The 22,639-nt window shown below is 40.8% G+C and carries 20 protein-coding genes; 1 reads left to right on the top strand and 19 read right to left on the bottom strand.

The window, feature by feature from the left end:
• Positions 1-658 precede the first annotated feature (658 nt).
• Together PSI06_RS12505 and PSI06_RS12500 are read right to left on the bottom strand one after the other, a co-directional pair.
• Positions 659-2,452, bottom strand: a complete 1,794-nt coding sequence (locus tag PSI06_RS12505; RefSeq protein WP_273603842.1) for a choice-of-anchor I family protein — start codon at positions 2,450-2,452, stop codon at positions 659-661.
• Between the two features lie 86 nt (positions 2,453-2,538).
• Positions 2,539-3,687 carry an acyltransferase family protein gene (locus tag PSI06_RS12500; RefSeq protein WP_273603843.1) on the bottom strand — a complete coding sequence of 383 codons (1,149 nt, stop codon included), beginning with the start codon at positions 3,685-3,687 and terminating at the stop codon, positions 2,539-2,541.
• A gap of 205 nt (positions 3,688-3,892) precedes the next feature.
• Between PSI06_RS12500 and PSI06_RS12495 the strand changes: the two genes are divergently transcribed.
• Positions 3,893-4,735 (top strand): LytR/AlgR family response regulator transcription factor, encoded by an 843-nt coding sequence (locus PSI06_RS12495; protein ID WP_273603844.1) that lies wholly within the window; start codon positions 3,893-3,895, stop codon positions 4,733-4,735.
• A 28-nt stretch (positions 4,736-4,763) separates the two neighbouring features.
• On the opposite strand, the gene glmU is transcribed toward PSI06_RS12495, so the two are convergent.
• The 17 genes from glmU to yidC form a co-directional block, all read right to left on the bottom strand.
• Positions 4,764-6,122 (bottom strand): bifunctional UDP-N-acetylglucosamine diphosphorylase/glucosamine-1-phosphate N-acetyltransferase GlmU, encoded by a 1,359-nt coding sequence (glmU, locus tag PSI06_RS12490; protein WP_273603845.1) that lies wholly within the window; start codon positions 6,120-6,122, stop codon positions 4,764-4,766.
• Positions 6,123-6,370: 248 nt separating this feature from the next.
• Entirely contained in the window at positions 6,371-6,793 is a 423-nt protein-coding gene (locus PSI06_RS12485; RefSeq protein WP_004588077.1) for a F0F1 ATP synthase subunit epsilon, read from the bottom strand.
• 13 nt (positions 6,794-6,806) lie between these two features.
• Positions 6,807-8,192, bottom strand: coding sequence for a F0F1 ATP synthase subunit beta (gene atpD, locus PSI06_RS12480; RefSeq protein WP_004588076.1), 1,386 nt, complete (start codon positions 8,190-8,192; stop codon positions 6,807-6,809).
• A 33-nt stretch (positions 8,193-8,225) separates the two neighbouring features.
• A complete protein-coding gene (atpG, locus tag PSI06_RS12475; protein ID WP_004588075.1) occupies positions 8,226-9,086 on the bottom strand; it encodes a F0F1 ATP synthase subunit gamma in 861 nt (286 codons plus the stop codon).
• A gap of 60 nt (positions 9,087-9,146) precedes the next feature.
• Positions 9,147-10,688, bottom strand: a complete 1,542-nt coding sequence (atpA, locus tag PSI06_RS12470; RefSeq protein WP_004588074.1) for a F0F1 ATP synthase subunit alpha — start codon at positions 10,686-10,688, stop codon at positions 9,147-9,149.
• A gap of 14 nt (positions 10,689-10,702) precedes the next feature.
• On the bottom strand, positions 10,703-11,236 hold the full coding sequence (gene atpH / locus PSI06_RS12465; protein ID WP_004588073.1) for a F0F1 ATP synthase subunit delta: 534 nt from the start codon (positions 11,234-11,236) through the stop codon (positions 10,703-10,705).
• A gap of 16 nt (positions 11,237-11,252) precedes the next feature.
• Positions 11,253-11,723 (bottom strand): F0F1 ATP synthase subunit B, encoded by a 471-nt coding sequence (gene atpF, locus PSI06_RS12460; protein WP_004588072.1) that lies wholly within the window; start codon positions 11,721-11,723, stop codon positions 11,253-11,255.
• 42 nt (positions 11,724-11,765) lie between these two features.
• A complete protein-coding gene (gene atpE / locus PSI06_RS12455) occupies positions 11,766-11,999 on the bottom strand; it encodes a F0F1 ATP synthase subunit C (RefSeq protein WP_138683981.1) in 234 nt (77 codons plus the stop codon).
• A 51-nt stretch (positions 12,000-12,050) separates the two neighbouring features.
• On the bottom strand, positions 12,051-12,908 hold the full coding sequence (atpB, locus tag PSI06_RS12450; RefSeq protein ID WP_004588070.1) for a F0F1 ATP synthase subunit A: 858 nt from the start codon (positions 12,906-12,908) through the stop codon (positions 12,051-12,053).
• Between the two features lie 15 nt (positions 12,909-12,923).
• Positions 12,924-13,304 (bottom strand): ATP synthase subunit I, encoded by a 381-nt coding sequence (locus tag PSI06_RS12445; protein ID WP_024032126.1) that lies wholly within the window; start codon positions 13,302-13,304, stop codon positions 12,924-12,926.
• Between the two features lie 142 nt (positions 13,305-13,446).
• Positions 13,447-14,373, bottom strand: a complete 927-nt coding sequence (locus PSI06_RS12440) for a ParB/RepB/Spo0J family partition protein (RefSeq protein ID WP_004588068.1) — start codon at positions 14,371-14,373, stop codon at positions 13,447-13,449.
• Between the two features lie 20 nt (positions 14,374-14,393).
• Complete coding sequence (locus PSI06_RS12435) at positions 14,394-15,179, bottom strand: ParA family protein (RefSeq protein WP_004588067.1); 786 nt, start codon at positions 15,177-15,179, stop codon at positions 14,394-14,396.
• Between the two features lie 14 nt (positions 15,180-15,193).
• Positions 15,194-15,814: a 16S rRNA (guanine(527)-N(7))-methyltransferase RsmG gene (rsmG, locus tag PSI06_RS12430; protein WP_004588066.1), complete on the bottom strand. Its 621-nt coding sequence runs from the start codon at positions 15,812-15,814 to the stop codon at positions 15,194-15,196.
• Between the two features lie 15 nt (positions 15,815-15,829).
• The gene (gene mnmG / locus PSI06_RS12425) at positions 15,830-17,719 is read right to left on the bottom strand and encodes a tRNA uridine-5-carboxymethylaminomethyl(34) synthesis enzyme MnmG (protein ID WP_004588065.1); all 1,890 of its coding nucleotides are present in this window, start codon (positions 17,717-17,719) and stop codon (positions 15,830-15,832) included.
• Positions 17,720-18,145: 426 nt separating this feature from the next.
• The gene (mioC, locus tag PSI06_RS12420) at positions 18,146-18,595 is read right to left on the bottom strand and encodes an FMN-binding protein MioC (RefSeq protein WP_024032128.1); all 450 of its coding nucleotides are present in this window, start codon (positions 18,593-18,595) and stop codon (positions 18,146-18,148) included.
• A gap of 901 nt (positions 18,596-19,496) precedes the next feature.
• Positions 19,497-20,861, bottom strand: a complete 1,365-nt coding sequence (gene mnmE / locus PSI06_RS12415) for a tRNA uridine-5-carboxymethylaminomethyl(34) synthesis GTPase MnmE (protein ID WP_273603846.1) — start codon at positions 20,859-20,861, stop codon at positions 19,497-19,499.
• A 135-nt stretch (positions 20,862-20,996) separates the two neighbouring features.
• Entirely contained in the window at positions 20,997-22,631 is a 1,635-nt protein-coding gene (gene yidC / locus PSI06_RS12410; RefSeq protein ID WP_024032130.1) for a membrane protein insertase YidC, read from the bottom strand.
• Positions 22,632-22,639 lie beyond the last annotated feature (8 nt).

The raw sequence follows: 22,639 nt of genomic DNA, 5'->3' as shown, positions 1-22,639 counted from the left end.
TAGGCCTGCCGCCAGCGTTCAATCTGAGCCATGATCAAACTCTTCAATTAAAAAGTTTTGTGTCTTTCGACAGCTCAATGAATTCTGAATTTATTTAATATCTTTCGATATTGAATTGACTGTGCTGTAATTCTTTTCTTAAGTAAAACCTAAGTAAGTTATTACTGTTGGTCACTCAGTTTCAATTGAGACTCTAAATTTGTTTGCCTCACTACCTAAGTAGCTTGGCTGTTAGAACTCAATCTGTACGAGTGCCCACACAGATGATTGCTTTATATTGTTAAAGAACGTTGCGACGTTGTCGCTAGGGATGCGTATAATACATCCTTTATTTTTCGAGTCAACACTTAATTTTAAACTTTCTTTTTAGAAGATTTAAAACCGAAGTTTTACTTAACTCTCTGAGCCGTTGTGCCTTGCTATGCTTCAGCGTTTCCCGTCTCAGTGGGGTCGCATTATAGGGAGATTCGAGCGGGGGTCAATGTTTTATTTCAGCTTTTTGACAAATAAATGAATTTAGTATGAAACGCATACAAATAAAGGCCTACAGGCTGATTTTAGATTAAAAAACGCGCATGTTAAGTCGCTATTTTACAGCTAATATTTGCGCGTTAGAAAAAGCAGTACATTTAGTAATCGCTGTACTGCTTTGTTGGTTTTAATTTGCTGCAATTTGCCATACAGCTATAGAACCTGAGATCTCATTACCGATTATAAGCAGTGGCTCGCCTGTCGCACTTTGTTCGGCAGGTACAAACACCATGCCTTCGGGTGCAAGGTCGCCGGTTATATCTGCCCCTTCTATTACACCACGGTTATAAAAGTAATCTTCAAATTGCACATCGTAAGGGTTGGTAATATCGTAAACCATAATCCCGCCCATGCGCTCAAGACCTATAAAGGCAAAAGTGCGTTCGTCTATCGTACCTATTGTTAGCGCTTCGGGTTCTGCGCCTTTATCATCTGAGCGTGTGTCACCTTCGTTTTCATCTTCATTGTTATTAAAGGCTTCACCATGAACCGATGCGGTAATACGACCTATGTCATCGCCTGAGTCAAATACCACCAGCCCATTACTGTCCCAAATAGTAAATGAGCGTGCACCATAGGCATAAAGCGATTCGTATTGACCGTCGTCATTCGTATTACCTTTTACAGTGCTTACTTTCAAGCGGCCTATATCGTCATCGTCGTTATTTAAGTAGTCAAAATTAGCTGCAAGCGTTAAATCTTCAACACGGCTTTCATCTATATAGGCAAGACAGCCATCATTTTCATCGTAATCTAGACCGCCCTTTGCTGCGCAGTCTGCTTCATCTGTTACATCAAAGAAGTACTCGCGTGCATCACCTTCATTTGCCGATACTATAAAATTTGCACCTTTCCAGCTAAAGCTTGAAATTGTATCTGGCTGATACATACCATAAAGCCCTGGGTACGATTTAAAATTAACACCGCCGTCTTTATCTGATGCATCTATTTGTAAATCTGACCAGTCTTTAAAGCCTAGCGCTTTTAGCTCTACGCTATTATCTTCTAGGTTAATAATAGCGAGACCGTTATTTTCTTGAATTGATACGTAGGCATAGTTGTTATCTTTAGAAATGCTGACGTACTCAGGCTCTAAATCCATAGCTACTGTCGTATTTATTACATTTCCGTTAATAGTGCGCCCAGTAGGGTTAGCAAACACAAATCCATCAGATTCAAGTTCAGCTTGCTGACTATTGTAAGTAGTAAAGTCAATATTAGTTGCCGTATCAGCTACTACACCTTCTACTATATTAATTATGCTTACAGAGCCTTCTGGGTCGATACTGTAATCGCCATTTGGTTCACCTTCATTGGCTACAACTACTTTTGTACCGTCGTGGTTAAAAGTCACCATGTCTGGTAAAAAGCCCGCTAGTACATTTTTTATGAAGGCGGGTGAATCGCCGCTTATGTCGTAAAATGCAATTTGACCCGCTTCGCCCACATTTTTAGCAGCCATAGCCACAGCTAGCATTTGGTTGTTTTCATCTATTGCTATGCTGTTTGCATCGCCTGGGGTGTTGTCGTTTAAGGTAAGGGTAATGGTTGATGTTAGGTTAGTTGCATTCACTATCCCTTCGTTATCTTGAACAAGGGCCGCCGTATCAAAGGTGTCGGCGGGTATAATATTAACAACGGCTTCATCACCAGAGCTATTAATGGCGTATATCCACTTTTTAGATGCTTGATAAGCAACTATTTCGGCTGCACCTTCGGGGCTTTGGGCATTAAGTACAGCGCGGCCTACTAAACTTATATTTAACGCAGAGTTTGCATTAGTGCCGTTAGTACCATTTTGACCCGCTGTGCCTTGCTCCCCTTGGATACCTTGCGTGCCATCTTGGCCGTCATCTCCATCTAGTGAGCAACCTGTTAATATTGATATGAGTGAAAGTGCTATAAGTGACCTTTTTAACATTGTTATTTTCCTTAGTGTGGTATTGAACAAAATAACAACACACAGGTATGACAAAGCTATGGCACTTTTAATAAAGCTTTTTTAACTTAAAAAACGAGTTTAAATGCTAAGGGGCACACAAGAATAAGGCTTACTGTATAACCTAATAATTTATAAGGCTTGGAATAGCTATTTTGAGTTTTAACACCTATTAAAGGCCTTAAAATATCAATACGTGTCACTATTAATGTAATAACCGCGCAAATACACCATGTACCAATAACAACCAAGAGTGGTTCAATAAAAGAACCTACCTCTAAAGGCTGCAAAACAAAACATAGGATTATGAGTACACTTTGGTGCAATAAATAAAAAGGGAACACCCAGCTATTAAATGTTTTTAAGTAATTAGTTTTAAAGTTTAAAAAATGCTGTGCGAGTGCAAGCATGGTAAGCACTCCCAATACTCTTTGAATATTGTATATAGTAGTAAAAATATAACTAGGTAAATCAAATACGTTTTGGTAAGCCATTAATATGTATATACACAGCAGGGTAAAGCTTACACATAACACCCAAAAATAGTGTTTTAGGCTCGCCCAAAAATAATTGTGTTTGGCTAACAGAAACCCTATAAATAGAAATATAAAGCCGTTAGCCTCCCTTACAGCATCTCCTTCTAAGTAGTTATGTGTAAGCAACATGGCTATGACTAATAAGCTTACCAGTAATGGCAGCCTCACTTTACCTAACTTGAGTAAAGGCGTAAAAAAAGGGAGCTTCATGAATAGTGAAAATAAAATAATGATAAGCATGAACTGCCAAAGAGAGCGTAAATACCATAAATGATTTACATCTACGTGCGGCCATACCCCAGACTGGTAATTGGCAAACATCTCATTATTAATATCTAAAAACGCTAAGTAGAACTGCCAATACGTTATGTCTATTACGCTCTTTTGCGACATTTCTGCATACAACTGAAAGGGAACTATTAGCCATAACCCCACCAGCAAAGGTAGTAATATAAAAATAGAGCGATTTAAAACAAATAACGCATTTGATTTAACACCTCTCACTTTATCGAGCATAAAGCGAAGTGCTACTCCAGATATAAACCAAATCAGTAGCATTCTCCAAGGAGCAAACACCAATAAAAAATACTCTACGTAGCGAGATATATAAGTACTTTTAAAGTGAAAGCCCCAGTTTTCGCTGTACAACATGCCAATTGTGATAAAAAATAAGTACAGCAAACGCAATGACTCTCAGCCAATCAAGAAAGTAATGGCGGTTTGTTACGTGTAATTGTTTATTCATGCTAAAACCAATGTATACCTATTGCTACTAGTAAGACTTAAACGACTCGCAAAAACTATTCATAAGTGCTTATATTACAGGCAATAGTGATAAACGGTGGTATTTAGGGATAAACCCACCACATAAATATAAGCACATACTATGAACCTACAACACTTTCAGCGTTTTCAAACCTTATACGCATCAGTATTACTGTGTGCTTACGTATTAATTAATAATACCGTAAATGCAACAACCCAAATCATGGAGGTAAAAAGATCAGGAGATTTACCATTTTTAATTTGGGAGCCATTTGTATGGGAGTATTCAAGCGCGTTAGGATCTTTGCTTATGTTTCCGGCTTTAATTTGGTTTTTGAATAACACACCTTTTAAATGGCATAAAATACCTGCTTCATTGGGTATGTATTTTGGCGCTTCAATTGTATTTAGCATGTTACATATTGCTATTATGGTAGGCAGTCGCAAGCTTGTATATTTAGCTTGGGGTCGCTCTTATGATTTTGGTTTGAGTTGGTTTGAATTAATATACGAATATCAAAAGGATGCTATAAGCTTTATATTTTTTATTGCGCTCATAAAAGTATATCAATATGTCGTTCAGCAATTAATTGGGGAGGCATCTTCTATAGAAGAAAGCGAGCAACAAGCCACACCCAGTCTAAACCGGTTGCTTGTAAAAAAGCATGGTAAAGAGTTTATTGTAAAAATAGATGATGTTGATTGGCTTGAATCATCGGGCAACTATGTAAACTTGTATATTGGTACGTCTATTTACCCTTTAAGAATGACCCTAACAGAACTAAGCAAGCAACTAGAAGAGAAAGGCTTTTGCAGAGTCCATCGCAGCCATGGCGTAAACCTTGATAGAATAGAGTCTATTACACCGCTACCTAGTGGCGATAGTGAAATAAAACTAACTACAGGTAAGATGCTTAACTTATCTAGACGCTATAAAGAACAGTTTAAACTTCAACTGAAATAAAAAAGGCTACCTAAGTAGCCTTTTATAATTATTTTTTAACCGGGCGTTTCCAGCCAGTTAAATTACGCTGTTTAGAACGTGCTATTGCAAGTTGTTCATCTTCAACGGTACTGGTGATCACAGAGCCTGCACCTACAGTTGCTGTTGTACCAATATTTACAGGAGCAACAAGTGATGAATTTGAACCAATAAAGGCGTTATCACCAATAATGGTTTTTGCTTTATTAACTCCATCGTAGTTACAGGTAATAGTACCTGCGCCTATATTCACTTTTTCGCCAATTTCAGCATCGCCTAAGTAACTTAAGTGGTTTGCTTTAGAACCTTTCCCTAAGCGGGTTTTTTTCATCTCTACAAAATTACCAATGTGCGAGTCTTCTTCCATTACCGCACCTGGGCGCAGGCGAGCATATGGGCCTAGCGTACATTTAGCCGCTACGCTTGCATCTTCAATTAGGGTATTCGCTTTTATTACAACGTTATCGCCTATGGTACAGTTTTTAAGTACGCAGTTAGGGCCAATTTGTACGTTATTGCCTAGGGTTACATTACCTTCAAAAATAACGTTTATATCAATTAATACGTCTTCGCCTGTTTTAACATTGCCACGTACATCAATACGAGCAGGGTCGGCTAGGGTGGCACCATTTAACATTAACTCTTCTGCTTGCCATGCTTGATAAGCACGCTCTAGGCCTGCAAGTTGTACGCGGTTGTTTGCGCCTTCAACTTCCATTGCATGATCGGGCTGTGCTGAGGTGATTTCTACACCTTCACTGTGCGCCATAGCAACGATATCAGTAAGGTAGTATTCACCCTGCGCATTATTGTTAGATAGATTGCCTAACCATGTTTTTAAAAGCTTGCCGTTAACCGCCATAATGCCGGTGTTTACTTCGCTGATAAGTAGCTGCTCAGCGCTTGCATCTTTTTGCTCAATAATACCTACAAGCTTGCCATCTTCTCGTAGCATACGGCCATAGCCATTTGGGTTAACCAAATTAACTGTTAATACCGCTAAACCATTTTCAGGGGTTGCAGCTAGCAAGCGCTCAAGTGTTGATTGCTTTGTAAGAGGTACATCACCGTATAAAACAAGTACAGTGTCGTCATCATTAATATGAGGGCTTGCTTGTGCTACTGCGTGGCCAGTACCAAGTTGTTCTGCTTGCAGTACCCAGTTTACGTCGTTATCGGCAAGTTGTTGTTGTAATAGTTCGCCGCCATGCCCGTAAACTAAATTAGTGGTGGTTGCACCAAGTGCCTTTGCGTTATCTATAACATGCTGCACCATTGGTTTACCTGCAACGTTGTGCAGAACTTTAGGTAGAGCAGAGCGCATACGAGTACCTTTACCCGCAGCAAGAATTACTGTTGTTAGAGCCATTAAAACAATTTCCTTTTTCCGTTGTTTTAGTGAGAAGTTAATGAAAGTAGCTTAACTAGATTACGCATGTCACTCCATGTATACATACTCAGCCGTATTATAAAAAATAATGACTGAATCTATGATAAACAAACTATTCATAATAATTACACTTATTGTAACCAGCTTTGCTAACCGATATAAGTGTAAAGCCAAATTACAGGCACAAAAAAGCCCACATAACGTGGGCTTTTAAAAACCGGATAGGCTTACTTTTTACGTAATTGCTGAATTACGCGAAGTTGTGCAATAGCTTCTGCTAGTTGCATAGCTGCTTTTTGATAATCAAATTCAGCTGCTGATGCATTAGCCATTTGGCTTTCTGCGTCACGCTTAGCTTGCTCTGCGGCTTGCTCGTCTAGGTCTTCACCACGAACAGCTGTATCAGCAAGTACGGTTACTATGTTCGGTTGAACTTCTAGTGTACCGCCAGCAATGTAGATGAGTTCTTCTTCACCATGTTGCTTAACTAAACGTACCATACCAGGTTTAAGGGCAGTTAGTAGTGGGGCGTGACCGGCATTAACACCAAGCTCACCTTCACTACCAGATACTTGAATCGATTCAACTAGACCAGAGAACAAGCTCTGCTCTGCGCTTACTACGTCAAGATGTACAGTCATAGCTGCCATACTACCCTCCTAATTACATGCTTTTAGCTTTTTCTTGAGCTTCTTCGATAGAGCCTACCATGTAGAACGCTTGCTCTGGAAGGTCATCAAATTCACCGCTTAGAATGCCTTTAAAGCCAGCAATTGTGTCTTTTAGTGAAACGTATTTACCTGGCGCACCTGTAAATACCTCTGCCACGAAGAATGGCTGAGATAGGAAACGCTGGATTTTACGTGCACGAGATACAAGTTGCTTATCTTCGTCAGAAAGCTCGTCCATACCTAGGATAGCAATGATGTCTTTAAGTTCTTTGTAACGCTGAAGAACTGTTTGAACGCCACGTGCTGTATCGTAGTGCTCTTGACCAATTACTAATGGGTCAAGTTGACGTGAAGATGAATCAAGTGGGTCTACCGCTGGGTAGATACCAAGTGATGCGATATCACGTGAAAGTACGACTGTTGCATCTAAGTGAGCAAAGGTAGTTGCTGGAGATGGATCCGTTAAATCATCCGCAGGTACGTATACCGCTTGGATTGATGTAATTGAACCTGTCTTCGTTGAAGCGATACGCTCTTGAAGTACACCCATTTCTTCAGCAAGTGTAGGCTGGTAACCTACCGCTGATGGCATACGACCAAGAAGTGCAGATACTTCTGTACCAGCAAGCGTGTAACGGTAGATGTTATCTACGAAGAAAAGTACATCGCGACCTTCGTCACGGAACTTCTCAGCCATAGTAAGACCAGTTAACGCTACGCGTAAACGGTTACCAGGAGGCTCGTTCATCTGACCGTATACAAGCGATACTTTATCAAGTACGTTTGAATCGTTCATCTCATGGTAGAAATCGTTACCCTCACGAGTACGCTCACCAACACCTGCGAATACTGAGTAGCCGCTGTGCTCGATTGCGATGTTACGGATAAGTTCCATCATGTTTACGGTTTTACCAACACCGGCACCACCGAATAAACCAACTTTACCACCTTTAGCAAATGGACATACAAGGTCGATTACCTTGATACCAGTTTCTAAAAGTTCTACTGAACTTGATTGCTCTTCGTATGAAGGCGCTGCACGGTGAATAGACATACGGTCTTCTTCGCCGATTGGGCCAGCTTCATCGATTGGCTCACCAAGTACGTTCATGATACGACCAAGCGTTGCTTTACCAACTGGAACTTGAATCGCTTCACCTGTATTTTCTACCGCTGCGCCACGACGTAAACCGTCAGTAGTACCTAGTGCGATAGTACGAACAACACCGCCACCTAGCTGTTGTTGAACTTCTAAAGTCAAACCAGCTAAATCGCCATCTGTTACTTTTAGCGCGTCATATACGGCTGGCACGTTGTCTTGAGAAAACTCAATATCCACAACGGCACCGATAATTTGGACGACCTTACCTAAACTCATGTCTATTCCTCTCGTTAATCTTTGCCTGAAGCATTAAACTGCGGCTGAACCAGAAACAATCTCACTAATTTCTTGTGTGATTGCCGCTTGGCGGGCCTTGTTATAAACAAGCTGTAACTCATCCATAAGGTCGCCGGCATTATCTGTTGCAGCTTTCATTGCAACCATACGGGCAGCCTGTTCAGAGGCAGCGTTCTCAACCACACCTTGGTATACCTGAGACTCAACAAAGCGTACAAGCAAAGACTCTAATATAGCGTCTGGGCCTGGCTCGTATAAGTAGTCCCATGTGTGGGCAGATACTTCTTCTTCAGCTTTTGGCAAAGGGAGTAACTGGTCAATTGTTGGTTCTTGCTTCATGGTATTAACGAAGTTGTTATATACCAGGAATAAACGGTCAATTTTACCTTCTGAGAATGCATCTAGCATAATTTTTACAGGACCAATTACGTCTTGTACTGAAGGCTTATCTCCAAGGCCTGCTTTTTTAGCAAGCACTTGACCGCCAAAACGTTGAAAGAAGCTAGCAGCTTTGCTACCTAAAGTTGCAAACTCAGCGTCCACACCTTTTTCTTTCCACGCTTTAATGTCTAATGCAACTTTTTTAAACTCATTTGAGTTTAAGCCGCCACATAGACCACGGTCTGTAGAGATAACAATATAACCAACTCGTTTTACTTCACGTTCTTCTAAGAACGGGTGAGTAAAATCAAGATTTGCTTGAGCAACACGACCAATTACTTTGCGTAATTTGTCAGCGTATGGACGGCTTGAAGCCACTCGTTCTTGCGCCTTTTTCATTTTAGACGCAGCAACCATTTCCATTGCGCTAGTGATCTTTTGAGTATTTTTAATACTCCCGATCTTGCTTTTAATCTCTTTTCCGCTGGCCATGACTCTCTCTCCGAATCAAGGTGTGCTTTAGTAAACTAAAGCGCACCATTAATAACTAAATTACCAAGTTTGCGTAGACTTGAACTTCTCAAGAAGTTCTTTAAGCTGCGCTTCGATCTCGGCGTTGTAGTTACCAGTTTCATTGATTTGAGCCACAAGCTCTGCGTATGTGCTACTTGCATAAGAAAGTAAAGCTGCTTCGAAATCCATAATTTTAGAGATTTCGATATCTTTAAGATAACCTTTCTCAGCTGCAAATAACGACAAAGACATTTCAGCAACAGACATTGGTGCGTACTGTTTCTGCTTCATTAGCTCTGTTACACGCTCACCATGCTCAAGTTGAGCACGAGTTGCATCATCAAGGTCAGACGCGAACTGCGAGAACGCAGCTAATTCACGGTACTGAGCTAGGGCTAGACGGATACCGCCACCTAGTTTCTTAACGATTTTAGTTTGTGCAGCACCACCAACACGCGATACCGAGATACCAGCATTTACTGCCGGACGGATACCTGAGTTGAATAAGTCAGTTTCTAAGAAGATCTGACCATCGGTGATAGAGATAACGTTTGTCGGTACGAACGCAGAAACGTCGCCGCCTTGAGTTTCAATGATTGGCAATGCCGTCAATGAACCAGTTTGTCCTTTCACTTCACCGTTAGTGAACTTTTCAACGTAATCAGCGTTTACACGCGATGCACGCTCTAAAAGACGCGAGTGAAGGTAGAATACGTCACCTGGGTATGCTTCACGACCTGGTGGACGCTTAAGTAGTAATGAGATTTGACGGTAAGCAACAGCTTGCTTAGATAAATCATCATATACGATTAATGCGTTTTCACCACGGTCACGGAAGTATTCACCCATAGTACAGCCCGAGAACGGTGCTAAGTACTGAAGTGCCGCAGACTCAGAAGCAGATGCTACAACTACGATAGTATTTGCAAGTGCACCGTGCTCTTCTAATTTACGTACTACGTTAGCAATAGTAGATGCTTTTTGGCCAACCGCTACGTACACACACTTAACGCCTGTGTTCTTTTGGTTGATGATTGCATCGATTGCTAGTGCAGTTTTACCTGTTTGGCGGTCACCGATAACAAGCTCACGCTGACCACGACCAACTGGAATCATCGCATCAATAGATTTGTAACCAGTTTGAACTGGCTCATCTACAGATTGACGCTCGATTACACCTGGTGCAATTTTTTCTACAGGTTCAAAACCGTCGTTATCTAAAGCGCCTTTACCGTCGATAGGAGCACCTAGTGTGTTTACAACACGACCAAGTAAGCCAGCACCAACAGGAACTTCTAAGATACGACCAGTTGTGTATACTTTTACGCCTTCAGTAAGGTCAGCGTAAGGACCCATAACTACTGCACCAATTGAGTCACGCTCAAGGTTTAGTGCGATAGCATAACGGTTGCCTGGAAGCTCAATCATCTCACCTTGCATACAGTCAGCTAGACCGTGGATGCGGATGATACCGTCAGTAACAGATACGATAGTACCTTCGTTACGAGCTTCACTTACAACTTCGAACTGCTCAATACGTTGTTTGATCAGATCTGAAATTTCAGTGGAATTAAGTTGCATGCTCTTTTTCCCAATTACGATTGTAGTGTTGTGGCTAAGCGGTTTAATTTACCGCGTACTGAGCCGTCGATTACAGTGTCACCCGCCTTAATAATAAGGCCGCCAACAACTGCAGCGTCTTCACTACAATTCAGCTTAACTTTGCGTGCGAAACGTTTTTCAAGTGTCGCTACCAATGACTCTTGCTGCGCTGCAGCAAGAGGGGTTGCCGAAATCACATCTACGTCGATTTCTTTGTCATACTCTGCTTTAAACGCAGCGAATAACTGAGCAACCTCAGGCAGTGCAATCAAACGTCCATTTTCAGCCATCACCTTAACTAGGTTCTGACCTTGTTCGTTGAGCTGCTCAGCACATAAGTTAATAAATAACTCAGCTTGTGCAGTAGCAGTAGGCAATCCAGCTAGAATGGCTGATGCTTGTTCATTGCTGGCAACTTCGCCTGCAAAAAACAACATGTCATTCCAGCTTTCAATCGTGCCTTTTTCAACGGCAAGTTCAAAAGCCGCTTTAGCGTATGGGCGAGCGATAGTAGTCAATTCAGACATGCTCATACCCTCCTAATTACAGCTCAGCGACAAGTTTTTCAACGATGTCACTATGTGCGGCTTGATTGATTTCACGCTCTAAAATTCTTTCAGCGCCAACCACTGCCAGAGTTGCTACTTGCTTACGTAGCTCTTCTGTTACACGGTTACGCTCTGATTCAATTTCAGAGTGCCCTTGAGCAATAATTTTTTCACGCTCTTCTTGTCCACGAACAGTTTCTTCGTCAACAATAAGCACGGCACGCTTTTTAGCTTGTTCAATGATATCAGCCGCTTGAGCTTTTGCATCTTTAAGCTGTTCTGCAGCTTTTTGTTGCGCAAGTTCTAAGTCTTTTTCGGCTCTATCAGAGGCAGCTAAACCATCTTCAATTTTCTTCTGGCGAGACTCAATTGCATCATTAAGTGGTGGCCATACATATTTCATACAAAATAGTACAAACACCGTAAACGCAATTAATTCACCGATAAGAGTGGCTGTTATGTTCACGACCGCTCCTCCTTAAAATAGTAAGCTGTTCAAAAAATAAAATTAAAGTACGAACAGGATTACCATTGCGATACCAACACCGATCATTGCTACCGCATCGATTAGACCAGCTAGGATGAACATCTTAACTTGTAATGAAGGTGCAAGTTCAGGCTGACGCGCACATGCTTCTAGGAATTTACCACCCATGTTACCGAAGCCGATAGCAGTACCGATTGCACCGAAGCCGATAAGTAAAGCAACTGCGATGTACTTAAGACCGATCATTAGTTCCATTTTTTTCTCCAAAGTTTCAATTGTTAAAGTTAAATATAAAAAGTGTATAAATTAGTGATTGTCAGAACTTGCCATGCTTAGGTAAACAATGGTTAGCATCATAAATACGAATGCTTGTAACACGATTACTAAGATATGGAATACAGCCCAAACAAAGTGCAACGGAAGTTGCATTAAACCAACTGCGCCGATAAGTATGAATATCAATTCACCAGCGTATAAGTTACCGAATAAACGCAGTGCTAACGAGAAAGGCTTAGACACTAGAGCGATTGTTTCTAGTAATAAATTACAAGGAATTAAGAAAATCATAGCCACTTTGCTATTAGAGCTAAACGGGTGAAGTGTAAGCTCTTTAATGAAGCCACCAACCCCTTTAATTTTAATAGAGTAACCAATCATCAGAATAAACACGCCCAATGCTAATGCAGCAGTTAAGTTTATGTCTGTGGTAGGTACAATTTTCATGTAAACGTCGTGTGAGTCCATGCCAAAGGCTTGTTCACCAACAAAACCAGCAAGTGCAGGTAAGAAATCAACTGGGATTAAATCCATTAAGTTCATTAAGAACACCCAAACAAAAATTGTTAAGGCTAATGGAGCAATTAATTTGCTTTTACCGTGGTAAGTGTCACGTACGTTGTCACCAACGAACTCAACAATCATTTCAATAAAACATTGAAATTTACCCGGTACTCCGGTGTGAGCTTTCTTTGCGGCGCTTCGGAAGGTCCATAAAAATAATAGACCAAGTCCGATTGACCATGCGAGGGTATCTATATTCCATGTCCAGAAACCACTGTCTGCACACGCTTTGTTGAAGGCAAGACCTGAGTCGGTCATACACATCTTAGCGTTTGTTAAGTGATGCTGGATATGGCTTGATATAGTAACTTCTTCTGCAGCCATGTTATATCCCAAAAGTTAATGTTTAAAAAAAACGGGTGCAAACAATCCAGTAAAGAGCACAAATACGTAAACACAAAAAAACGGCACTAAAACGACCGTGGTTGACTTGAGTATCAGTGCAAACAATACGATTGTTAGCATAAATTTTAATCCGTTACCGCGTTTTAACGAGGTATACGCTTGATTTGCTTTGCTTGCACCCATATATCTGAATGCATAAAGCGCAAATACTAGGTGGGGAAGTATTGCTACGCTGCTACCGGCAAGTGCTGATACGCTGGCGTTTACTCCCCAACCAACAAAAATAATTACTGCAGCTACAAGTGCTACGATACCCTGAAGACAAATTAATTTAAATGCGGCAAGCCTATAAGGTCTTGCTAACTTATTAGTCACGTTTAGTTAACCTTTATGACGTTCTAATTGTTAGGGTGTGAAAACTGGCGAAATTATACTTAATCCTACCAGTTTTGCAACTTGAGTAGACGCTTTGTAACACAAAATAGCTACAAATGTCTCTTATCGGACATGTAAAATTTTAATGGTCGGTATTGCTGTGATTTATACGATTTAAAATGCCATCAAGCTCATCTAAATTGGTGTAAGAAATAACCAACTTACCTTTGCCTTTCGCGTTATAATTTATTTCTACTTTAGCCCCTAAGTTGTCGGCTAATTTTTGCTCTAAACGCTTAACATCTGGGTCTTTTTCAGGTGCTTCTTTAGCAGCAACCGGCTCTAAAATTGAGCGTACTAACTTTTCGGTTTCGCGAACAGTTAGCGCTTTAGCAACGGCTAATCTTGCAGCGTCAGATTGTGCTTCACCTTCAAGGGCTAATAAACAGCGTGCGTGGCCCATTTCTATGTCGCCATGCTCTAACAGAATTTTAACATCACTATTTAAATTGTTTAATCGTAGTAAATTGGTCACGGTAGTGCGCGATTTACCCACCGCATCGGCAACTTGCTGGTGCGTTAATTCAAATTCATTCAATAATCTGTTTAAAGCGATAGCTTCTTCCATTGCGTTTAAATCTTCACGCTGAATATTTTCTATCAGCGCAATAGCAACGGCGGCTTCATCTGGCACATCTTTTACAATACAAGGTACGCTTTCAAGCTTTGCTATTTGTGCAGCACGCCAACGGCGCTCACCGGCTATTATTTCAAAGCTATTTTCTGCAACTGGGCGCACCACAATTGGCTGAATAATGCCTTGAGAGCGGATAGAGCTTGCTAACTCCTCAAGCGCTTCTTCAGACATATCTTTACGAGGCTGGTATTTTCCTGAGTGTAAAAACTCAATAGGCAGCTTTTGCAATTCATTCGCAACGGGCTGTGCTGCAGTTTGTACAGCTTCAGTCACATTTACTGTGTCTTGTTCCTTGCTTGAGCTCGGCGCTGGTTTTGATGAACTTAAAAGGGCATCGAGTCCTCGGCCTAAACCTCGTTTTTTAGCAGACATGTTATTTTTTTACCTTAAAGTTAGGCGACTACCGGCGCTGTTTTTTCTTTTCTGCGTAGCATTTCGCCCGCAAGTGCTAAGTAGGCTTTTGCGCCACTTGATGCGCGGTCGTAGTACATTGCTGGTGCACCAAAACTAGGTGCCTCGGCAAGACGCACATTACGTGGGATCACGGTGCGGTATACTTTATCGCCAAAATGTTGTTTTAATTGTTCTGATACATCATTTGCTAATCGATTGCGCGGATCGTACATAGTACGAAGAATGCCTTCAATTTGTAAGTTAGGGTTAACTAACTTTGCAAGTTGCGTAATAGTGTCCATTAATGCGGTTAACCCTTCAAGCGCATAATATTCACATTGCATTGGTACTAAAATAGAATCAGCAGCAGCCATGGCGTTTACTGTTAACATATTTAGTGAAGGCGGGCAGTCGATAAAAATAAATTCGTATTTATCTTGTATTTTTTCAAGCGCATTACGAAGGCGTACTTCGCGTGCAAACAATTCCATTAATTTTACTTCGGCTGCGGTTACATCGCCGTTGGCCGCTATCATATGATACTCACCCGAGGTTTCGGTGATTATCACCTCATCCATAGGTTTTTCTTCAATGAGTAAATCGTAAATGGTGGCAACATCGCCATATTTGTCTACACCGCTACCCATCGTAGCGTTGCCTTGGGGGTCGAGATCTATTAACAGCACTTTACGCTTCGTTGCAGCCATAGATGCAGCGAGATTAACAGCCGTTGTTGTTTTACCAACGCCGCCTTTTTGATTTGCTAATGCGATGACTTTTGCCACTATGTCTCTGATCCCTAGTCTTTAGAAAGAATAATTAAATGTCGTTGTGCATCAAGTTCAGGCACTACTAGCGAGATTTTATCTTCAAATTTTACCCCCTCAGGAAGTGACTCTAGCTCTTCACTAGGAAACACACCTTTAAGCGCTATAAATTTGCCTGAGTGATCAATTAAGTGTGAACACCAATCAACCATATCTTGCAGTGAAGCAAACGCACGACTTAGTACGCCATCTAATTTAACACTTGGTTGATATTCTTCAACTCTTGACTGCACAGGGGTGACATTATTTAGCCCGAGCTCGTGTTTAACTTGCATTAAAAAGCGAACACGTTTGCCTAAGCTATCAAGCAATACAAATTGGGTATCAGGTAGTGCAATAGCTAATACAATACCTGGTAAGCCAGGACCTGTGCCTACATCAATATAATGATGACCGGGTAAATGAGGTGCAACAACTAAGCTATCCATAATGTGCTTAATCATCATTTCTTCTGGTAAGCGTACAGATGTTAAATTATACGCTTTGTTCCATTTGTTTAGTAACTCAACGTATTTAACTAATTGCTGTTGTTGTTTTTCAGTTAGCGCAATATCAGTTTGCGCTAACAATGTTGTTAATTGTTGCTGTAACACAGTTTACCTTTACCATTACGCAGTTTTGCGTAATAAGCCTTGCTTCTTCAGATACACTAATAATAGCGAAATCGCCGCTGGGGTGATACCAGAAATACGAGAAGCTTGGCCAATAGTGTCTGGACGTGCATCCGTTAGCTTAGCAACTACCTCGTTTGATAAACCCGATACCGTTGAATAATCGAACTCTTTAGGCAAAATGGTTTCTTCATGACGAAGCTGTTTATTGATCTCATCTTGCTGGCGCGCAATGTAGCCTGCGTATTTAGTATGGATCTCAACTTGTTCAAGTGCAGCTTGGTTTGTAAACTCAGATCCTAGCCCATCAATAGCCATTAAATCGTCGTAACGAATTTCTGGACGACGAAGTAGATCCTCTAAACTTGCTTCACGAGTAAGCGGTGTTTTTAATAAGGCGTTTACTTGATCAACCACAGCATGATCTTTATGGATCCAGGTTTCTTTAATACGCTGTTTCTCTTTTTCGATCACTTCCATTTTTTCGTTAAATGCCTGCCAGCGCTCATCGCTAACTAAACCAAGTTCACGGCCTTTTTCTGTTAAGCGAATATCAGCGTTATCTTCACGCAATAATAAACGGTATTCCGCACGGCTAGTAAACATACGGTACGGTTCTTTTGTACCAAGCGTTGCTAAGTCGTCTATTAGTACGCCCACATATGCTTCATCACGACGTGGAGTCCATGCATCTTTGCCTTGTACTTGTAAAGCGGCGTTCATGCCGGCTATTAAGCCTTGTGCACCGGCTTCTTCGTAACCAGTAGTACCATTTATTTGGCCTGCAAAAAATAATCCGTCTATAAACTTGGTTTCTAATGACTGTTTTAAATCACGTGGGTCAAAGAAATCATATTCAATAGCATAACCAGGGCGACAAATATGTGCGTTTTCAAAACCATCTATCGATTGCACAATTTGTAACTGCACATCAAAAGGTAAGCTGGTTGAAATACCGTTAGGGTAAAGCTCGTACGATGTTAAACCTTCAGGCTCTACAAATATTTGGTGCTTGTCTTTATCAGCAAAGCGCACAATTTTATCTTCTATTGAAGGGCAGTAACGTGGTCCTATACCTTCAATTACGCCAGAGTACATAGGCGAGCGATGTAAATTGTTACGAATAACCTCATGGGTTTTTTCGTTTGTGTAGGTGATATAGCACGGTATTTGCTGTGGGTGATCGCTTTGTTTACCAATAAACGAAAATACCGGTGTAGGCGCATCACCTGGTTGTTCTTGCATCTTGCTAAAATCAACTGTACGGGCATCAATACGTGGTGGAGTACCTGTTTTTAAACGGTCTACTCTAAAAGGTAACTCACGTAAACGATCAGCAAGTGCAATTGAAGGGGGATCGCCTGCACGACCACCTTTAAAATTCTCTAAACCAATATGTATTTGGCCACCTAAGAAAGTACCTACGGTTAATACAACACTAGGTGCGCTAAAACGTAATCCCATTTGGGTTACTACGCCAACAACTTTGTCGTTTTCAACGATAAGATCGTCACACGATTGTTGAAATATTTTTAGGTTTTCTTGGTTTTGTAATGTGTTTTGAATTGCAGCTTTGTACAAAGCGCGATCAGCTTGTGCTCGAGTTGCACGAACAGCAGGTCCCTTTGAAGAATTTAAGGTACGAAATTGAATACCGCCTTTATCAATAGCTTGTGCCATAGCACCGCCTAGCGCATCAATTTCTTTAACCAAATGGCCTTTGCCTATGCCACCAATTGCTGGGTTACAAGACATTTGACCAAGTGTATCCATATTATGAGTTAGCAGCAGGGTATTCATCCCCATACGTGCAGCAGCCAATGAGGCTTCAGTGCCTGCATGTCCACCACCTACTACGATAACGTCAAACTTTTCGTGAAAAATCATTAATGGGATCCTACTTAATCAAACCAGTAAACTTCAAAAGGGAGCGTATTCTACCTAGAAATTAGCAGAAGATAAATGATTAAACAGTGGGCAAGATCTAAGTCACTGATCACTTATAATATAAAGGATCTTTTAAAGAGATCTTTTAATACTATTACTACTAGTGATCGGGTTTTCTGTTGATAAGCTCTATTTATTCATTTAAAACATAAAATTAGATCAGATCTAAAGGTGTTAATATGATCGGATCATCAGGCAAATAAGCTCTGATCAAAAAGGGGGTTTATACACAGCCCAATATCGATTGGATCTTATCCAATGGATAAGCATGCTTAAAAACGCAGTTTGATCAGCGGTTATCCACAAAAGCTATTAAATTATTAGTAAATTGTGGGTAACTTTGTTTATGCATTTTATTCGATCACATTACTTTAATTGTGTTTTCTCTATCCACGAATCTAACCACTCTAGGGCGGTATCTTCGGGTAATGCCTCATCAAGAATATTTAATTCAAGCCTTGGCGCTATGCATGTTGCGCCAAGGCTGGCCATTAAACTATTTATATTACGCCCAGCAAGGTTATAGGTGTCGTAGCTGGTATCGCCTAAGCCAATGACTGAATATTTAATTGCAGATAAGTCACTTTGCTGATTTAGCTGCTCAATAAATGGTAAAAGGTTGTCGGGGTAATCGCCTGCGCCATAGGTCGATGTGCATATAAGCCAGATTGTATTATGTTGATCAATATCAGATAAATTAGGTTGATCATGTAGTTCAGCACTTATACCTTGGTTATTTAACTCATCACATAGTTGTTCTGCTACATATTCTGCAGATCCCATTTGACTACCAACGATTATATTTACAGAACTCATATTTAAACTGATCACACTTTACTTATTTGCCCGCTATGATATCTGAGTTAGGCTTGCAGTAAAGAAAACCTTTGTAATTTTGTATAACTATTTTTGAGTTGTTTTTACTCTTTGTTGCAATCGCTTATATAAGTTATTGAATATAAATGAATTAACAAAAAGTATTTAAATGTAATCTTCTGATCAAATTGTTGATAAGGTTGGGGAAAGCTCTGCTTAACTAGTATGTTTTGTAGATCTAGATATAGCTAAGTCATTGATTTTTTATTATAAGTGAGGCCACCAGCCCACGTTTTTATATAGCTAAGCTGTTGTTGATCATAATGTGGATAGTAATCTTGTTGATAACTTAAAAGGGCGATCAAAAATAATTTTTAAAAACGATCCGATTAAGCAGATCTGCCCTAAAAAAGTGAAAATAAGTGTAATAAACCACGCTTTTTTATAGATCGTGACGGTTTAAGCTTATAAATGTGCCGCTATTTTTGTTTTATTAGCCATAAAGTAGGCGATTGTGGATAACCTTTTTTAATTAGTCTTATTATTTTTCAAGTTCAGCGAGGAGTTTTGCTGGTGGATCGATTAAAAACGAGGGCGTTGGCTTTGATAGTACCGGTTACTTTTGCTTATAAATTCATAAACTGTAGTTAAAACGATCTACTTAAGGATACTTTTTAGCGGTATATTGGTACTTTTTTAAGCTATGTAGAGCGCCAATTACGCGCTTAACGTGGTGTGTTTTATACTGTGAGAGATTAAACTGGTGAGTTGTATACGATAAAATCAGGCGCGTTTTTATTTAATTTTAACCCCATTTTAGCTTTTTAAATTTTTATACCGGGCATAAAAAAGGGCACTAATGTGCCCTAAAGTGAGTGTTATTTTATGCTGCTTTAGCGAGTTATTTACCAATACAGAACGAGCTAAATATTTTGCCTAGTAGGTCGTCTGAGGTAAATTCACCGGTTATTTCGTTTAAGTACTGCTGCGTTAGGCGTAGCTCTTCGGCTAATATTTCGCCGGCGACGTGCATTTCTAACTGCGTTTTACCAGTATCTAAGTGATAGGCCGCATGTTCAAGTGCATCTAAATGGCGGCGACGCGCCATAAATCCACCTTCTGTTGCGCCCTGAAAGCCAATACAAGCTTTTAAGTGGTCGCGTACAAGCTCAATACCTTGCGCATTTTTAGCGCTTAAACTAATTACTGGGTATTGTTGGTTTTCATCTATACCTACTGCATCGCCCGATAAATCGGCTTTATTTCTGATAACGGTAACCCCCATTCCTTGCGGTAACTTTGCCATAAACTCAGGCCAAATTGCGTGTGGGTCGGTGTCGGTGGTGTCGGTGCCATCAAGCATAAACAACACGCGATCAGCTTGATTTATTTCATCCCACGCGCGCTCTATTCCTATTTGTTCAACGCGGTCTGGGCTTTCACGTAGGCCTGCGGTATCGATAATATGCAGTGGCATACCATCAATATGAATGTGCTCACGTAGTACGTCGCGAGTAGTACCGGCTATTTCGGTTACTATGGCGGCTTCGCGGCCTGCTAGGGCATTAAGTAGGCTTGATTTACCCGCATTAGGGCGCCCTGCGATAACAACGCGCATACCTTCGCGCATAATACTGCCTTGCTTAGCTTGGCTCGTTACTGTGTGTAATTGACTGATAATGGCATCTAAATCGCCCGACACTTTGCCATCGGATAAAAAGTCAATTTCCTCATCAGGGAAGTCAATGGCTGCCTCTACATACATACGTAAATGAATAACTTTTTCTACTAGGGTTTCAATGTGTTTAGAAAACTCACCTTGTAGCGACTGTAGGGCGCTTTTAGCTGCTTGCTCTGAGGTTGCATTAATTAAATCGCTAATAGCCTCTGCTTGGGTTAAATCAAGCTTGTCGTTCATAAAGGCGCGCTCAGAAAACTCACCAGGCTTAGCTAAGCGAACGCCTTCTATTTGGCTAATTTCTTTTAATAGCATGTCGAGTACAACTGGGCCGCCGTGACCTTGCAGTTCAAGTACGTCTTCGCCGGTAAATGAGTTTGGGCCTGCAAAATAAATAGCGATGCCTTGGTCGAGTTGCTCGCCGCTTAAACTTTTAAAAGGAACGTAGTCGGCATAGCGAAGCTTAGGTACTTTACCTATTATTTTTTCGGCCACGCTTTTAGCAAGGCTGCCAGAAACCCGAATTATACCTACGCCACCACGCCCAGGGGCGGTCGCTTGTGCTGCAATTGTGTCTTGATTGATCATGCTATTTATTTGCCAACGAGAGTAACTTTAATGGCGCTATTGTAACCTATGCATTTATTGGTAGCGAATAGCTGTGGTAAAAAATAGGCAATAAAAAAGGCGACCTAAGTCGCCTTTATATGAGTAGCCGTTAAGCTAGCCTCTTACTTTTATACCTTGCTTTTCCATGCCACGGTAGATGATAAGCATCTGGACAATAGAAATAAGGTTAGACACTAACCAGTAAAGTACTAAACCAGATGGGAACCATAAGAAGAATACAGAGAAGATAACTGGCATAAAGGTCATCATTTTTTGCTGCATTGGATCGGTAACCGTCATTGGTTGTAGTTTTTGCGTCACAAACATACTTGCACCAAATAATATTGGTAATACGTAGTATGGGTCTTTTGTAGAAAGGTCAGTTAGCCAAAGAATGAACTCTGCATGGCGCAGCTCTGTTGATTCTAAGAATACGTAAAATAGTGCTAAGAAAATTGGCATTTGTAGCAAAATAGGGAAACAGCCACCCATAGGGTTAACTTTTTCTTTTTTGTACATTTCCATAGTAGCTTGGCCGAACTTTTGACGGTCATCACCATATTTTTCTTTTAGTGCAGCCATTTTAGGCTGAAGGGCGCGCATTTTTGCCATTGACGTGTATTGCGCTTTAGTAAGCGGGTACATTAACGATTTAACGATAATAGTGATGGCAATAATAGCGACACCCCAGTTACCTAAAATACTGTGTAGCCATTTAAGAAGTACAAATAAAGGTTGCGAAATAAACCATAACCAACCGTAATCTACAGTCAGGTCTAAATCTGGGTGAATCGCTTCAAGAATATCTGACTCTTTAGGACCCATGTAGTAAGTCGCATTAAGAGTTTGCTCGCTGCCGGCTTGTACATTTATAGGCGCTGCTTTTGTACCAATAATAGCGGCATTACTTTTAGTAATTAAGCTGTAAAGCGTGTGTGTTTCGTCTTGCTTAGGCACCCATGCACTTACAAAGTAATGCTGAATAAATGCAACGTAACCGCCTTGGGTGTTTTTATTTAGGTTTTTGTCAGCCATATCAGAAAAGCTGTATTTTTCGTACGACTCTTCATCAGTACCGTAAGCTGCACCTAAATAGTTTTGATCTACTAAGCTGCCTTTTTCTTGTACGGTACGCTTAATTTGCGTGTATAGCTGTACTTGCACTGGCGCACTTGTAGCATTATTTACTGTGTACTCAAGGCCTACATCGTATTGACCTTTTTTAAATACGTATGTTTTAGTGAAGCTAACGCCATTACTATCAACATAGGTAAGTGGTACACGTAGCTCATCACCGCTTAGCGTGTAGGCTTTTTGCGTTGCTTGGTAAGTAGGGCGACCATTCGCTGATGCGTCTGGGCCATTTAAACCAATTAAACCACTTTGTGAGAAGTATTGATTGCCATCAAACTCGCCTAGAAGCATAAATGGTGTTTCTTCACCTTTTACTTCTTCGTATTGGAGTAAGTCTGCTTCAACAATGTCACCGCCTTTGGTGTCTATTTTTACTTTGAAAACGTCAGTCGTAATGTCAATAACTGAACGCTTAGCAGCGGTAGCCGAAGCAGGTAAACCTGAATCTGACGATGACGGTATATAATCATCTGACTCTGGTGACGTTGTGTTTAGTGTTTGTGTGGTGGCACTAGGATCGGCTTTAGGTGTGTTGTAGTCATTATTCCATTCTTGAAATAATAAAAACGACACTAACATTAAACCGATTAATAAAAACGTGCGTTGCGATTCCATAACAGCTC

Source organism: Pseudoalteromonas sp. GABNS16E, assembly GCF_028598715.1.
Lineage (GTDB): Bacteria > Pseudomonadota > Gammaproteobacteria > Enterobacterales > Alteromonadaceae > Pseudoalteromonas > Pseudoalteromonas atlantica.
This window is presented reverse-complemented; position numbering and strand designations above follow the sequence as displayed.